This window comes from Primorskyibacter flagellatus (assembly GCF_014638275.1).
GTDB classification, from domain to species: domain Bacteria; phylum Pseudomonadota; class Alphaproteobacteria; order Rhodobacterales; family Rhodobacteraceae; genus Pseudooceanicola; species Pseudooceanicola flagellatus_A.
The window spans coordinates 805,632-819,592 of record NZ_BMFJ01000001.1; the positions used below are offsets into that span (position 1 = coordinate 805,632).

General features: G+C 68.7%; 12 protein-coding genes. 8 read left to right on the forward strand and 4 right to left on the reverse strand.

What is annotated here, in order from left to right; genetic code table 11:
• Nucleotides 1-226 precede the first annotated feature (226 nt).
• The 4 genes from IEV87_RS04050 to IEV87_RS04065 all read left to right on the forward strand — a co-directional run bounded on the left by IEV87_RS04050 (nt 227) and on the right by IEV87_RS04065 (nt 5,678).
• On the forward strand, nt 227-859 hold the full coding sequence (locus tag IEV87_RS04050) for a PEP-CTERM sorting domain-containing protein (protein ID WP_188476388.1): 633 nt from the start codon (nt 227-229) through the stop codon (nt 857-859).
• Between the two features lie 170 nt (nt 860-1,029).
• The gene (cysS, locus tag IEV87_RS04055; protein ID WP_188476389.1) at nt 1,030-2,454 is read left to right on the forward strand and encodes a cysteine--tRNA ligase; all 1,425 of its coding nucleotides are present in this window, start codon (nt 1,030-1,032) and stop codon (nt 2,452-2,454) included.
• Between the two features lie 427 nt (nt 2,455-2,881).
• Entirely contained in the window at nt 2,882-4,513 is a 1,632-nt protein-coding gene (gene cimA / locus IEV87_RS04060; protein WP_188476390.1) for a citramalate synthase, read from the forward strand.
• 394 nt (nt 4,514-4,907) lie between these two features.
• Nucleotides 4,908-5,678, forward strand: coding sequence for a squalene/phytoene synthase family protein (locus IEV87_RS04065; RefSeq protein ID WP_188476391.1), 771 nt, complete (start codon nt 4,908-4,910; stop codon nt 5,676-5,678).
• A gap of 183 nt (nt 5,679-5,861) precedes the next feature.
• Here the strand turns inward: IEV87_RS04065 and IEV87_RS04070 are convergent, their stop codons facing one another.
• From IEV87_RS04070 to truA, 4 genes are all read right to left on the reverse strand, one after another.
• Nucleotides 5,862-7,085 carry an MFS transporter gene (locus tag IEV87_RS04070; RefSeq protein ID WP_188476392.1) on the reverse strand — a complete coding sequence of 408 codons (1,224 nt, stop codon included), beginning with the start codon at nt 7,083-7,085 and terminating at the stop codon, nt 5,862-5,864.
• Between the two features lie 59 nt (nt 7,086-7,144).
• Complete coding sequence (locus IEV87_RS04075) at nt 7,145-8,428, reverse strand: cobyrinate a,c-diamide synthase (protein ID WP_188476393.1); 1,284 nt, start codon at nt 8,426-8,428, stop codon at nt 7,145-7,147.
• A gap of 4 nt (nt 8,429-8,432) precedes the next feature.
• Nucleotides 8,433-9,293 (reverse strand): uroporphyrinogen-III C-methyltransferase, encoded by an 861-nt coding sequence (cobA, locus tag IEV87_RS04080; RefSeq protein ID WP_188476394.1) that lies wholly within the window; start codon nt 9,291-9,293, stop codon nt 8,433-8,435.
• Between the two features lie 420 nt (nt 9,294-9,713).
• The gene (gene truA, locus IEV87_RS04085) at nt 9,714-10,508 is read right to left on the reverse strand and encodes a tRNA pseudouridine(38-40) synthase TruA (RefSeq protein ID WP_188476395.1); all 795 of its coding nucleotides are present in this window, start codon (nt 10,506-10,508) and stop codon (nt 9,714-9,716) included.
• Nucleotides 10,509-10,695: 187 nt separating this feature from the next.
• Here truA and IEV87_RS04090 point away from each other — a divergent pair, with 187 nt between their 5' ends.
• Genes IEV87_RS04090 through IEV87_RS04105 form a run of 4 tightly spaced genes read left to right on the forward strand, consistent with a single transcriptional unit; the run spans nt 10,696 to nt 13,844 of the window.
• Entirely contained in the window at nt 10,696-12,123 is a 1,428-nt protein-coding gene (locus IEV87_RS04090) for a YcjX family protein (RefSeq protein WP_188476396.1), read from the forward strand.
• Entirely contained in the window at nt 12,120-12,575 is a 456-nt protein-coding gene (locus IEV87_RS04095) for a GNAT family N-acetyltransferase (RefSeq protein WP_229737421.1), read from the forward strand. Before IEV87_RS04090 ends, IEV87_RS04095 begins: the two co-directional genes overlap by 4 nt.
• Nucleotides 12,568-13,581, forward strand: coding sequence for a YcjF family protein (locus tag IEV87_RS04100; protein ID WP_188476397.1), 1,014 nt, complete (start codon nt 12,568-12,570; stop codon nt 13,579-13,581). The genes IEV87_RS04095 and IEV87_RS04100 overlap by 8 nt, the downstream gene beginning before the upstream one ends.
• Nucleotides 13,578-13,844, forward strand: a complete 267-nt coding sequence (locus IEV87_RS04105) for a hypothetical protein (RefSeq protein ID WP_188476398.1) — start codon at nt 13,578-13,580, stop codon at nt 13,842-13,844. Before IEV87_RS04100 ends, IEV87_RS04105 begins: the two co-directional genes overlap by 4 nt.
• The last annotated feature ends 117 nt before the right edge of the window (nt 13,845-13,961 follow it).

A 13,961-nucleotide genomic window follows, 5' to 3' on the forward strand; every position in this document is an offset into this window, starting at 1 on the left:
CCCGGGGGCTGGTCCGGGGATGGCGCTTGAGTGGTGGCAGGAGCACCGCTGCGCGGACCGTTGTTCCTCCTCAATGGGCGAGCCGCCTTGTTTTTACAGATCGCTCGTTCCGCTACATGCTCGGGCGCGTGACCGGGAGGACGGGTCTTTTTTGATGACCCGCGACCGCCGATGGCCTAGACTGCCTTCAGTTTTTAAGTTCCGCCATTCGCTCACGAGATTTTCCATGCTTCGTTCCCTGATCCTTGCCGCCACCGTCTGCGCCGGTACCGGCATCGCCCATGCCACCCCTGTCACGCCCGTCACCTACGAAATGTTGAACGGCACGACGGGCAGCTATGAGTACTGGGACGAAAGCTATTCCGGCTCCGGCAATCCGCTGGTCAGCCTTTCGCCGCTTACCGGCGGGACGGGCGACCTGACCGACGGCTATATCGAGACGCGGAACTGGAACGCGCCGGGGGTGGAGAGCGCGGCAGGACCTGGGCCCTATGTGGGGTGGGAGAACTTCAGCCCGACCATCGCCTTCCAGTTCGCCCAGGTCCATGATTTCACCGGCATCACCTTCTACTTCGACACCTCCAACTCTGGCGGTGTCTCGCGTCCGCTGTCCGTCGGGGTGACCGGGGTCGGGGTGTTCGGCGTGCCGAACGAAACGGTCAATCCCGCGCCGTTCGCCTTTACCATCCCGCTGGCGGTCAGCACCGACTTCCTGATGGTGGAGATCCAGCGACGCACCTCCTGGTTCATGCTGAGCGAGGTGACGTTCGAGGCCAACATGCCCGCCGTGCCGCTGCCCGCGACGGGACTGCTGCTGGCCGGGGCGCTCGGCGCGATGGCGCTGCGCCGCCGGGGCTGAGCTTTCCGCTTGGCAGACTGCCCGTTCCGCGCTATGCCTGCGTCATGAAGACCGCACGCATCATCATCTGCTGCATTTGCGCCTGCTGAGACATCTCGCGGGCCGCTTCTTCGTTTCCTAACCCTGACGATCCTGATAAGCCGCCCGCGGACCAACCGCGAGGGACCGCCATGGTCGAGATACGCCTGACCAATTCGAAGACCCGCCGCAAGGAGGCGTTCGCGCCTTTGGACCTGGACAATGTGCGGATGTATGTCTGCGGGCCAACTGTCTATGACCGGGCGCATCTGGGGAACGCGCGGCCCGTGGTGGTGTTCGACGTGCTCTACCGGCTGCTGCGGCATGTCTACGGTGATGGCGCGGTGACCTACGTGCGCAACTTCACCGACGTGGACGACAAGATCAACGCGACGGCGCTGGCCCGGAAGGAAGCCGGGGCGGCGGGGACCCTGGAGGATCTGATCCGCAAGCGGACCGAGGAGACGATCGGCTGGTATCACGCGGACATGGACGCGCTCGGCACCCTGCGACCGACACATGAGCCCCGCGCGACCGGGTTCATTCCGCAGATGGTGGCGATGATCGGCGGGCTGATCGAGTCCGGTCACGCCTATGAGGCGGAGGGGCACGTGCTGTTTTCCGTCAGTTCCTACCCTGAGTATGGCGCGCTGTCGGGACGCACGGTCGAGGACATGATCGCGGGCGCGCGGGTGGAAGTCGCCCCCTACAAGCGCGACCCCATGGATTTCGTGCTGTGGAAGCCGTCGACGGATGACCTGCCGGGGTGGGAGTCGCCCTGGGGCCGGGGGCGTCCGGGGTGGCATATCGAATGTTCTGCCATGGCGGACGAGTTGCTGGGCGCGGCCTTCGATATCCATGGCGGCGGCATCGACCTGCAGTTCCCGCACCACGAGAACGAGATCGCCCAGAGCTGCTGTGCGCGTCCCGGCGCCGGCTTCGCCTCGGTCTGGCTGCATAACGAGATGCTGCAGGTGGAGGGGAAGAAGATGTCGAAATCGCTCGGCAACTTCTTCACCGTGCGGGATCTGCTGGATCAGGGCGTACCGGGAGAGGTGATCCGGTTCGTGTTTTTGGGCACGCATTACCGGAAGCCGATGGACTGGACGGCTGAGCGGAGGTTTACGGCTGAGAGCAAGATCGACGGCTATTTGGCCACGATCGAGCAGTTCGGCGATCTGGCGAAGGCCAAGTCGTTGCCGCCGATGCAGGCGATTGTCGAAGCCCTCTCCGACGACTTGAACACGGCACTTGCATTGACCGGTCTGGATGCTTCTGCACGGAGCACCGATGGCTCGCAGTTGGCGAGAGACATGGTGTTTCTTGGCATCCATGACTGGACTTCACTAGAAGCCGCTCTGACGGATCGTTCGTCGAGCAAAGCAGGTTTGGAAGCCTTGGCAACCCGGCTTGGTGACGCGCGAGAGACGGCGATGATCTCGAAGGATTTCGGCGAGGTGGACGCCTTGAAGTCTGCTCTGGTCGCGGCCGGCGTAGAAGTGCGCATGTCGAAAGCTGGTGTGGAACTGGTTCCGGGACCGGGGTTTGACCCCGCCAAACTGGAGGGCCTTTTGTGACGTATGCTCGAGAGAATGGTGGCCTGAAGCCCATCCTACAGCCTGTTTGCGGCGTCACCCTTGCAACGCAGGGCGGCGCCCGTCCGCGGGGGGGCGCTCGTCCTTGTGAGGTCATCGCTTTATCATGTCGTGGTAGCTCGCGCTCATTTGTCGCGCATGCGGTGACGAAGCGCCCGCCCGGGGGGCGGTCGGGCGCTGCCCGGGACGCTTCGCGTCCGTATCGGGCATGGCGCGAACCACAGGCGGCTTCCGAGGGGCTGTCCACTTTCGGGCGATTGCCTTGCAATCCCCTGCCGGGGCACCGTGGCGCTTTGCTGGATGCTTCGCGTCCGTACAGGGCCTGGCGCGGGTCCTGTAGGGAAACCACGAAACCAGAAAACGCAGGCCGGGCTTCAGCCGGGCATCCGCTTTGCCGGGGGTCCACTGCATGACCCGCGAAAAGCTCTACATCTACGACACCACGCTGCGGGACGGGCAGCAGACGCAGGGGGTGCAGTTCTCGGCCCATGAGAAGCACCAGATCTGCGCGATGCTCGACCGCCTTGGCGTGGATTATATCGAAGGCGGCTGGCCCGGGGCGAATCCGACGGACTCCGCCTTCTTCGCCGAGGCGCCGCGGACCCGTGCCACGATGACCGCCTTCGGGATGACGAAACGCTCCGGGCGGTCGGCGGCGAATGACGATGTGCTGGCCGCCGTCATCAACGCGAATACGCCAAGCGTCTGCCTTGTGGGGAAGACGCATGATTTCCACGTCACGACCGCGCTTGGCGTGAGCCTTGAGGAGAACGTGGAGAACATCCGGGCCTCTGTCGCGCATCTGGTTTCGCTTGGCCGGGAGGCGCTGTTCGATGCGGAGCATTTCTTCGACGGGTATCGGGCGAACCCCGGCTATGCGCTCGATTGCCTGTGGGCGGCGCTTGAGGCGGGGGCGCGGTGGATCGTGCTTTGCGATACCAACGGGGGCACGCTTCCGGTCGAAATCGGGCGGATCGTGACGGAGGTGATCGCGGCGGGGATACCGGGCGATCACCTTGGCATTCACACCCATAACGATACGGCCAACGCGGTGGCGGGATCACTGGCGGCGGTGGACGCGGGGGTGCGCCAGATCCAGGGCACGCTGAACGGGCTGGGGGAGCGGTGCGGCAATGCCAACCTCATTACCCTGATCCCGACGCTGCTGCTGAAGGAGCCGTACCGGAGCCGGTACGAGATCGGCACGACGGAGGCGGCGCTGGCCGGGCTGACCGCGATCTCGCGTCAGCTGGACGACATCCTGAACCGGGTGCCGGTAAAGCAGGCGCCCTATGTCGGGGCCTCGGCCTTTGCGCACAAGGCGGGGCTGCATGCGTCGGCGATCCTGAAGGACCCGTCGACCTATGAACATGTCGATCCGGGTCTGGTCGGCAATGCGCGGGTGATCCCGATGTCGAACCAGGCTGGGCAGTCGAACCTCCGGCAGCGGCTGGCGGAGGCCGGGCTGTCGGTGGCCGCAGGCGATCCGGCGCTGGCGCGGATCCTGGAGGAGGTGAAGGCGCGGGAGGACCGGGGGTATACCTACGACTCCGCGCAGGCTTCGTTCGAGCTGCTGGCGCGGGAGGTTCTGGGCCAGATGCCGGATTTCTTCGAGGTGGAGCGGTATCGCGTGACGGTCGAGCGGCGCAAGGACGCGAAGGGCCGGATGGTGTCGCTTTCGGAGGCGGTCGTGGTGGTCGACCTCGCCGGGGAGAAGCGGCTGTCGGTAAGCGAGAGCCTGGACGAGACGGGCAGCGACCGGGGGCCGGTGAACGCCCTGTCGACGGCGCTGGCCAAGGACCTTGGCCAGTATCAGGACGCGATCGCGGACATGCACCTGGTCGACTTCAAGGTGCGGATCACGCAGGGCGGGACCGAGGCCGTGACGCGCGTCATCATCGACAGCGAGGACGGAGCAGGGCGGCGGTGGTCGACCGTCGGGGTGTCGCCGAACATAGTCGACGCCTCGTTCCAGGCGCTGCTGGATGCGATCAACTGGAAGCTCTTGCGGGAGACGCGGGTCGCCGAGGTTGCAGAATGACTGTTAGCCTGCGGGCTGAGTCCGGGGCGTGCGGTGTCGCCATGGCAACGTCTTGACGGCGGAGGCGTGCGGCGTGGCGACGGGCCGGATTTCCTGCGGAACGCACGGTTTGCTTCCTGAGGTGGTTCTGTGACCTTTGGAACGGGTGATTTTCGCAGAAATGCAGGGGCTTGCGGAGATTTCGGGCCGGACGATACGCGTGATCTGCCTGGGGTTGTGTCTGGGTGGGAGTGGCGGGCCGAGGGAAGCCGGTCAGTGAGTGCTGGCCGTGATCTTCCAAGCGCACGGGGTATTCAGAATTTGCCCTTTATTCAGTATGTTGATGACACTTCCGGAGGCAGGTTCCAAGCTGTGATGCCATGCTTTCTCAGCCACATTAACGGAGCGCATTCGCATGGATGACGACCTCAACGCCTGCGCCGCGCTTGTGGAACGCGGGGACCCGGTGCGGTTCCGGGCGGCGATGGCCTCTCCGGTGGCGGCGCGGCGCGTGCTGTTTCCACTCTATGCTTTCAATCTGGAAGTGGCACGGGCGCCCTGGGTGACGCAGGAGCCGATGATCGCGCGGATGCGGCTGCAGTGGTGGCGGGACGCGCTGAGCGAGATTGCGGCGGGCGGGGTGGTCCGGCGGCATGAGGTCGTGACGCCGCTTGCGCTGGTCATCCGGGCGGAGGACGCCGTGGCGCTGGACCGTCTGGTCCAGGCGCGGGAGCGCGATGCGGATCGTGAGGACTGCGCGACGGAGGAAGAGCTCCTCGACTATATCGATGTGACCTCGGTGCCGCTGATCGCCGTGGCGGCGCGGCGGCTCGGCGGGGGCGAGGCGATGGCCCCGGCAGCGGGCCGGGCGCTTGGCCTTGCGAACTGGCTGATGGCGGTTCCTGCGTTGGAGGCGGCCGGACGGCGGCCCTTGCCCGAGTCGGGGGATGCGGCGGTGGTGCGGCTGGCCCGGGCGGGGCAGGCGGCGCTGGCAGAGCTGCGGTCTGGCTGGCGCTCGGTCCCGGCTGTCGCGCGTCCGGCGTTCTATCCGCTGGCCGGGGCCGGGGCGGTTCTGGCGAAGGCGGTGCGCGATCCCGGGCGGGTGGCTGAAGACCGGCTGGACCTCGGGCCGTTCGCGGCGCGGGTGCGGATGGCGCTGACGGCGGGGACCGGGCGGGTCTGGTAGGGGCGGCAGCGCGGAAGGTTGCGGCGGGCGTGGGTGCCGGGCTGAAGCCTGCGATCGGTTCTTTCCGGATGGATCGGGTAACAGGTGCGGGTCCGCCGTTGACCCGAGCGGATGGTTTGAGTGGTGGGGTGAAACCCCACCCTGCCGCGCTCGGGTCGGGTGGGGCGTTACTCCGCCGTCCCCTTACACCGCCTGTTCCTTGGGGCGCATCACCAGCCAGATCAGCGCGCCGCCTGCCAGCACCAGCATCGGCGCCATCGCGAGGTTGACCGCGGCCCAGCCCGTCTGCGCGTCCCCGCCGGAGCAGTTCATCAGACCGCCGGAGGAGAGGGAGGCGAAGGTGACGCCGCCGAACACGATGAGATCGTTGAGCCCCTGCATCCGGCCGCGTTCATGCGGTGCATGCGCCCCGGCGAGCATCGTGGTGGCCCCGATGAAGCCGAAGTTCCAGCCGATGCCGAGCAGGACAAGTGCGCCGAAGAAGTTCGCCAGTTCAACGCCCTGCAGGGCGACGGCCCCGGCAGCGGCGAGAATGGCGAGGCCCGCGCCCATGATCTTTTCGACCCCGAAGCGGGCGATCAGGTGGCCGGTGAAGAAGCTGGGGACATACATCGCCAGCACATGCGCCGACACCACGTCCGCCGCGTTGGATTTCTGGAACCCGCAGCCCACGACCGCCAGCGGGGTGGAGGTCATCACAAGGTTCATCAGCGCATAGGAGACCATGGCGCAGATCACCGCCACGGCGATGCGCGGGGTGGCGAGCAGTTCGGCGCGGCTGCGGCCCCGCGGCGCGTCCTGCGAGGGGATCGGGGGTTTCGGGATGTCGAGCCGGGTGAAGAGGAGGGAGCCGAAGACGTTCAGAGCGATTACCGCCAGATAGGTGCCCATGAAGGGCACGACCATGGCGTCCGCCGTCACCTTGACCAGCTGCGGGCCGATCAGCGCCGACACGAGCCCCCCGGCCATGACATAGGAGATCGCCTTGGGCCGGTAGGCGTCCGACGCGGTGTCGGCGGCGGCGAAACGGTAGAAGCCATGCGCGGACATGTAGAGCCCGGTGAAGAGCGAGCCGAGCAGGAACAGCGGGAAGGAGGCGTGGTAGAGCCCGATGGCGCCGATGATCCCGCCAAGCGTCCCTCCGCCCGCGCCGAGGAAAAAGCCCGCGCGACGGCCGTAACGCTGCATGATCGCGGAGACCGGCGTGGCCGAGAGCATGGAGCCGAGCACGATCAGCGAGATCGGCAGCGTGGCGAAACAGGGGTTCGGGGCCAGCGACTGCCCGGCGAGCCCGCCGATGGTGAAGATCATCGGCATCTGCGCCCCGAGGATCGCCTGCGCCATGACCAGCACCGCCACGTTGCGTTTCGCGCGGGAGTCGTCGGGAATATATTCTGACGTGCTCATGTGTCAGCGGTAGACCCGGCGGCGGGGGTCCGCAAGGGGCGGCGTGCGTGCGGGGGTGCTCAGACCCGGTCGATGAGATGTGCGAAGGAGCCGGAGACGTGGCCTTCGCGGATACCCATGGCAGGCAGCGCGGTGCCCTCGGCATCGGTGGCGTCGAACAGGGGGTCGCCGCCTTCGTGCAGGGTCGTGGCGTAGTGGAATTCATGCGCCGCCCATGTGCCTGCGAAGGGGCCGCCGGGCGCGGTCACGGTGCGGTAGCCGAGGTGGAGCCTGCGCGACTTGAACGAGGTGGCGAGGGGCAGCAGCCCGGCCATCTGGTGCGGCGTGCCCTCGGCATCGGTCAGCACGTCGCCCAGCACCATGTAGCCGCCGCATTCGCCGTAGACGGGTTTCGTTTCGGCATGGCGGCGCAGGGAGGTGAGGAAGCGCCCGGCGTTCGCGATGCGTGCTGCGTGCAGTTCGGGGTAACCGCCGGGCAGGAAAACGAAATCCGCTGGCGGGACGGCGTCGTCGTTGAGCGGTGAGAAGGGGTAAAGCGTGGCCCCCGCGGCCTGCCAGTCGGCCAGCATGTGGGGGTAGGCGAAGGCAAAGGCCTGATCCTGCGCGATGGCGATTGACTGGGCGGGCGGGGGCAGGCGTTTGGCGGCTCCGGCGGCGGGCAGGGGGGCGGCATTGGCCAGCAGCGCTTCGATATTCGGGGGACGGTCGCCCCTGATGCCGGTGGCCAGCGCATCGGCGGCACGGTCGAGAAAGGCGTCGAGATCGGGGCGTTCGCCCGCCTGTACCAGCCCGAGGTGGCGGGACGGCATGGCAAGGTCGGCGCGGCGCGGCATGACCGCCATCACGGGGAGCCCAAGCGGGGCGAGGGCGCGGCGCAGCATCTGCGCGTGGCGGAGCGAGCCGACGTTGTTCAGGATCACCCCTTTCACCCGGACGGCCGGGTCATGGGCGGCGAAGCCCGCGACAAGGGGCGCGACGGACTGGGCCATGCGGCCCGCGTCCACCACGAGGATCACGGGGAGGGAGAGGATGCGGGCAAGGTCGGCGACCGCGCCGCGCCCCTCCGGCGGGGCGCCGTCGAAAAGGCCCATTGCGCCCTCGATCACCAGCAGGTCGGGCGTGGCGGCGAGCGCCGTGATCCGGTCGGGCGACATGGCCCAGGCGTCGAGGTTGAGGCAGGGCGCACCGCAGGCGGCTTCGTGAAAGCGGGGGTCGATGTAGTCGGGGCCGGATTTCGCGCCGCGCACCGCGACTCCGTGGCGGGCGAGCAGGCGGAGCAGGGCCAGCGTCAGGGTCGTCTTGCCCGCCCCGGAGGACGGCGCGGCGAGGATCAGGCCGGGCACAGGGTCAGGACACTTCGGCCGGACGGCCCCGGTTCAGCGGGTCAAGGTTGCGCGGCTGTTGTCCGGCGGCCAGGCCCTGCCAGTCAAGCACCTGGCGCATCAGCACCGACCGGCCCACGCAGAGGATCGCGGGCGGTTCGAGGGCGGAGGCCGCGATGTCCGCGGTCATCCTTGCCAGCGTCGTTTCCAGCACCTGCTGGTCGGGCGTGGTGGCGTTGCAGACGACGGCGACGGGTTCATCCGCAGGGCGGCCCGCGTCAAGCAGGGCCGTCGCGATGCGTTCGACGTGTTTCATGCCCATGTAGATCACCAGCACCTGCGCGCCCTCGGCAATCGCCTTCCAGTTCAGCGAGGTCGGGGTTTCGCCGGACTGGTCGTGCCCGGTGACGAAGGTCACGGACTGGTTCACGTCGCGATGCGTGACCGGGATGCCGGCGTAGGCGAGCCCGCCGATTCCGGCGGAGATGCCGGGGATGATGCGGACGGGCACGCCGTGCTGGATGAGGGTCTGCGCCTCCTCTCCGCCGCGGCCGAAGACAAAGGGGTCGCCGCCCTTGAGGCGCAGCACCCGTTTGCCCTCTTTCGCCAGATCGACAAGGCGGAGCGAGATGTCGCGCTGTTTCGCGGAGGGTTTGCCGCCGCGCTTGCCCGCGTAGACGCGTTCGGCCTGCGGGGCCCAGTCGAGGATCGTGTCTTCGACCAGTGCGTCATAGACCACCACGTCGGCCTGCCGGAGTGCGTTGAGTGCGTGCAGGGTCAGCAGGCCGGGGTCCCCGGGCCCCGCCCCGCAGAGCCAGACCCATCCGGGTTCAAGCTGCGGCCACTGGCCCATGGGCCCGGCGGGAAGGGAGAGGGAGTCGGTCATGGGGTGTATATGGCCTGTTTGGCGGGCTGTGGGAAGGGTTTGGGGGGTGATTGGGTACAGGAGCAGGGTGGAAGCGCGCTGTAGGGTCACTGCCCGATGCGGACGTGTTGCGACTGCGGCAAGTTATGCGGGCAATCCCGGTAGGCGCGCGTAAAATCCCCGCCTTATTGGGCACCAAGCCCGGAACAAGGCACGCAGTGCCGCCGGGCAGCGGCCGACCGCCCCCCGGGGCGGCCGCTTCGTCACCGCTTGCGCGACGATTGATCAGACGGCTAACACGGAGGGATAAAGTGGCGACCACAATCGGAGCGGCGCCCCTCCGCGGACGGGCGCTGCCCTCTGGCGAGGCAGGGCGTCATCCTCGGGCTTGATCCGAGGATCTGGTGGTGGCGCGCGCGGGGGTGACCGGAGATCCTCGGATCAAGTCCGAGGATGACGGGGGGCCAGGACGGCAAAGGGGTCGTCGGGATAGCCCACGCCGACCAGATACAACCCCTGCGGCGGGCTGACCGGGCCGCAGGCGGCGCGGTCCCGCGCCTCGAGCGCCTCGCGGACGCGGTCGGGGTGCCAGGTGCCGGTGCCGACCCTTTCGAGCGTGCCGACGATGGAGCGCACCTGGTTGTGCAGGAAGGACCGGGCCCGCAGGTGAAAGCGGATCTCGGGTCCGGAGAAGGTCTCGACCTCTTCGATCCGGATCTCGTCCATCGTCTTCACCGGGGATTTCGCCTGGCAGATCGTGGAGCGGAAGGTGGTGAAGTCGTGATGGCCGACCAGATGCGCCGCCCCCGCGCGCATCAGCCCGGCGTCCAGCGGATGACCGACCTGCCAGACCAGCCCGGCGTCGTGGGTCGCGGGGGCGCGGCGCATCAGCAGGCGGAATAGGTAGCGGCGCTCCACGGCAGAAAACCTCGCGTGCCAGTCATCGGCCACGCGGGCACAGGCGCGGATGGCGACGGGGGCGGGCTTGAGGTGGTAGTTCAGCGCCTCGGACAGACGGAAGGGGTCCCAGTCCCTTGTCAGATCGCAGTGGGCGACCTGCGCGGTGGCATGCACCCCGGCGTCCGTGCGGCCCGCGGCGGCGATGGTATGGGGCCCGGGTTCGAGTTTCCCGAGCGCGGCCTCGATCGCGCCCTGCACTGAAGGCTGGTCGCTCTGACGCTGCCACCCGGCGAAGGGGGCGCCGTGATATTCGACCTGAAGGGCATAGCGTGGCATGGACGGGGTGTTAGCCTCTGGTTCAGGTCCGGTCCAGTGGGGAGGTGGCCGGGGGCGCCGCCCCCCTTGCTCCTGCGGAGCAATTCCCCCCGGGATACTTGCGGCAAGATGAAGCCGGGGCCGATTGGACTGGCGGGGCGCGGCTGCCGCCCCTACATTCGGGACCAATGGCAAGGGGACACGAGCAGTGGTGATCGGGGCGATAGCCGAGGGCGTGGCGCGGCAGGTGGAGGCCGTGGGGGACACCGTGTCGGGCGTATTCCTAGACCCGGTGATCCGGCTTGGCGTGACCGGGCTGGCGCGGTCGGGGAAGACGGTGTTCATCACATCGCTTGTCGCGAACCTGCTGGACCGGGCCCGGATGCCGGGGCTTGTCGCGCAGGCGGACGGGCGGATCGCTGCGGCCTATCTGCAGCCGCAGCCCGACGACACGGTGCCGCGGTTCGATTACGAGACGCATCTGGGTGCGCTGACATCTGCCGCGCCGCACTGGCCCGACAGCACGCGGGCGGTGAGCGAGCTGCGGCTGTCGTTGAAGGTGCGCCCTTCAGGCTTGCTCGGCGGGCTGCAGGGGCCGCGGACGGTGCATCTCGACATCATCGATTATCCCGGCGAATGGCTGCTGGACCTCGGGCTGATGGATCTGAGCTATGCCGAGTGGTCCGCCGCGACGCTGGAGCGGCTGGCGGCGCGGGAGGCGGCGGCGGGGTTCCTTTCGGCGGCGCAGGGCTTCACCGGCCGCGACGCCTGGGAGGAGCCGGATGCGCAGGCGCTGGCGCGGGCCTATACCGCCTATCTCGAGGCGGCGCGGGCGGCGGGCTATTCGGACCTGACGCCGGGCCGGTTCCTGCTGCCCGGAGAGATGGCCGGATCGCCCGCCCTGACCTTCGCACCCCTGCCGGTCGAGGAAAGGCCCGCGCGCAAGGGGCTGTGGCGGGAGATGGAGCGGCGGTTCGAGGCGTACAAGTCCCAGGTCGCCAAGCCTTTCTTCCGCGATCACTTCGCGCGGATCGACCGGCAGGTCGTGCTGGTCGACGCGCTTGGCGCGATCCACCAGGGGCCGCGCGCGGTGGAGGATCTGAGGCGCACGCTTGGCGATATCCTCGGCGCGTTCCGGCCCGGGCGGAACAGCTTCCTGACGCGGCTGCTCATGGGGCAGCGGGTGGAGAAGATCCTCTTCGCCGCAACCAAGGCGGACCATCTGCATCACGCGCAGCATGGTGCGCTGTCGGGCATCATGCAGGCGCTGGTGCGCGACGCGGTGGACCGGGCGCGCTTCGCCGGGGCGGAGACGCAGGCGATGGCGATCGCCTCGGTCCGGGCGACGGTGGAGGAGACGCTGAACCACGAGGGGCGACCGCTGGACTGCGTGCGCGGAACCTTGCTGGCCGAGGACGGGACGCGGGGGCGCATGGCGGCGATGTATCCCGGGGAGCTGCCGGAGGACCCGGGGCGGCTGCTGAACCCGGCGCGTGCGGGGGAGGCGGCCTGGCTCGACGGGGAATATGCGCTGATGAAGTTCGCACCGGCCGTGCTGCGGCTGAAGCCGGGCGAGGGCCCGCCGCATATCCGGCTGGACCGCGCGACGCAGTTCCTGATCGGGGACCGGCTGTGAGCGGGGTCACGATCCGGGTCGCGGAGCCGCTGGATGCAGGGTCCGTGGGCGCGATCCTCGGGCAGGGGGTGCGGGATCACCGCTGGATGCCGCATCTGCATTCGGAGGCCGAGAACATCGCCTTTGCCGGCCGCATGATCGACCATGGCTGGGTCTGGGTGGCGGCGGACGGCGCGGCGATCCGTGGTTTCCTGGCGCGGGAGGGCGGCTATGTGCATGCCCTTTACGTTGCACGGGGGGCGCGGGGGCGCGGTATCGGCGCGCGGCTGATCGCGGCGGCGCAGGCGGACTGCGACCGGCTGGAGCTTTACACCTTTGTCGCCAATACCGGGGCACGGCGGTTCTACGCGCGTCACGGTTTCACGGAGGCGGAGCGGTCGGACGGGTCGCGCAACGACGAGGGGCTGCCGGACATCCTTTTCGTCTGGGAGAGCGGAGGCGGGAATGGCTGACGAGAAACGGCGCGGGCCGGTGGTGATCGAGATGGAGGGCGCGGGGCCGGGCCCGGCAGAGGCCCCTCCCGTACCTGATTTGGGCGGCGCGGCAGAGGCCCCGACTGGACGCGCGATGCAGGTGGCGGCGACGTTGGCGGCGCGGCGCCCCTCGCGGCTGGCGCGGTGGTTCTGGGGGCTGCTGACAGCGCTAGTCGGGGTGGTCGTTTCGGCCTTCGCGTGGAATTTCGTGACGTCGCTGGTGGCGAGCACGCCGTGGCTGGGCTGGGCCGTGGCCGCGCTGATGGCGGCCTTCCTGCTGGTGGTTCTGGCGATCGTGGTGAAGGAGGCGGCGGCGTTTTCGCGACTGTCGCGCATGGACCACCTGCACGCGCTGGCGGAGGAGGCGCTGTCGCTTGACGATCTGGCTAAGGCGCGGGACTACGGCGCGAAGATCGCGGCGATGTACCGGGGACGGGAGGAGCTTCGCTGGCATCTCGACCGGTTCGAGGCGCGGCGGGAGGAACCCTTTGACGCGGTGACCCTTATGGCGCTGGCGGAGGCCGAGCTGGTGTCCCCGCTGGATGCGCTTGCCCTGCGCGAGGTCGAGGCGGCGGCGCGTCAGGTGGCGACGGTGACGGCGCTGGTGCCACTGGCCTTTGCGGATGTGGCGGCGGCAATGACGGCAAATATCCGGATGATCCGGCGGATCGCGGAGGTCTATGGCGGCCGCTCCGGCACGCTCGGGTCTTGGCGGCTTTTGCGCGCGGTGATGACGCATCTGGTGGCGACGGGTGCGGTGGCCGTGGGTGATGACATGGTCGGGTCGGTGCTGGGCGGCAACGTGCTGGCGCGGCTGTCGCGCAGGTTCGGCGAGGGCGTGGTGAACGGCGCGCTGACCGCCCGGGTCGGGGTCGCGGCGATGGAGGTCTGCCGGCCCATGCCGTTCGGCGCGGGGCGGCGGCCGAAGGTGACGGGCGTGCTGCGGCGGGCGTTGACGGGTCTGTTCGGGGACAAGACGGAATGAGCTGGTGTCGGCGGCTGTTCGGACGGCGGGAGGCGCCGCGCGTGGCCGACGTGTCGGATCCGGCGGTGGCGGCGGCGATGCGGATCATGCAGGCGGAGTCGCGCCCGGACCTCGAACGGATCAGCCAGGAGCTGATCGCGGCCAAGATGCGCCATGACGCGGCCACCGGGGCGGAACGTGAGGCGGCGCTGGTCGAGGTCGGGCGGCTGTCCTTCGAGAAGGCGGTGGCAGAGGCGGCGCGGCGGAAGTTCGGCGGCGATTGACCGGGTCTGTCGCCCCCGGTCATGCCGGAGGGTCTTGTGGCTCCGGGAAGTCCTCCGGGGAGATCCTCCGGTCATGCCGGAGGATGACCGTGTTCGGGCGACGAGGTCCTTGCCCTG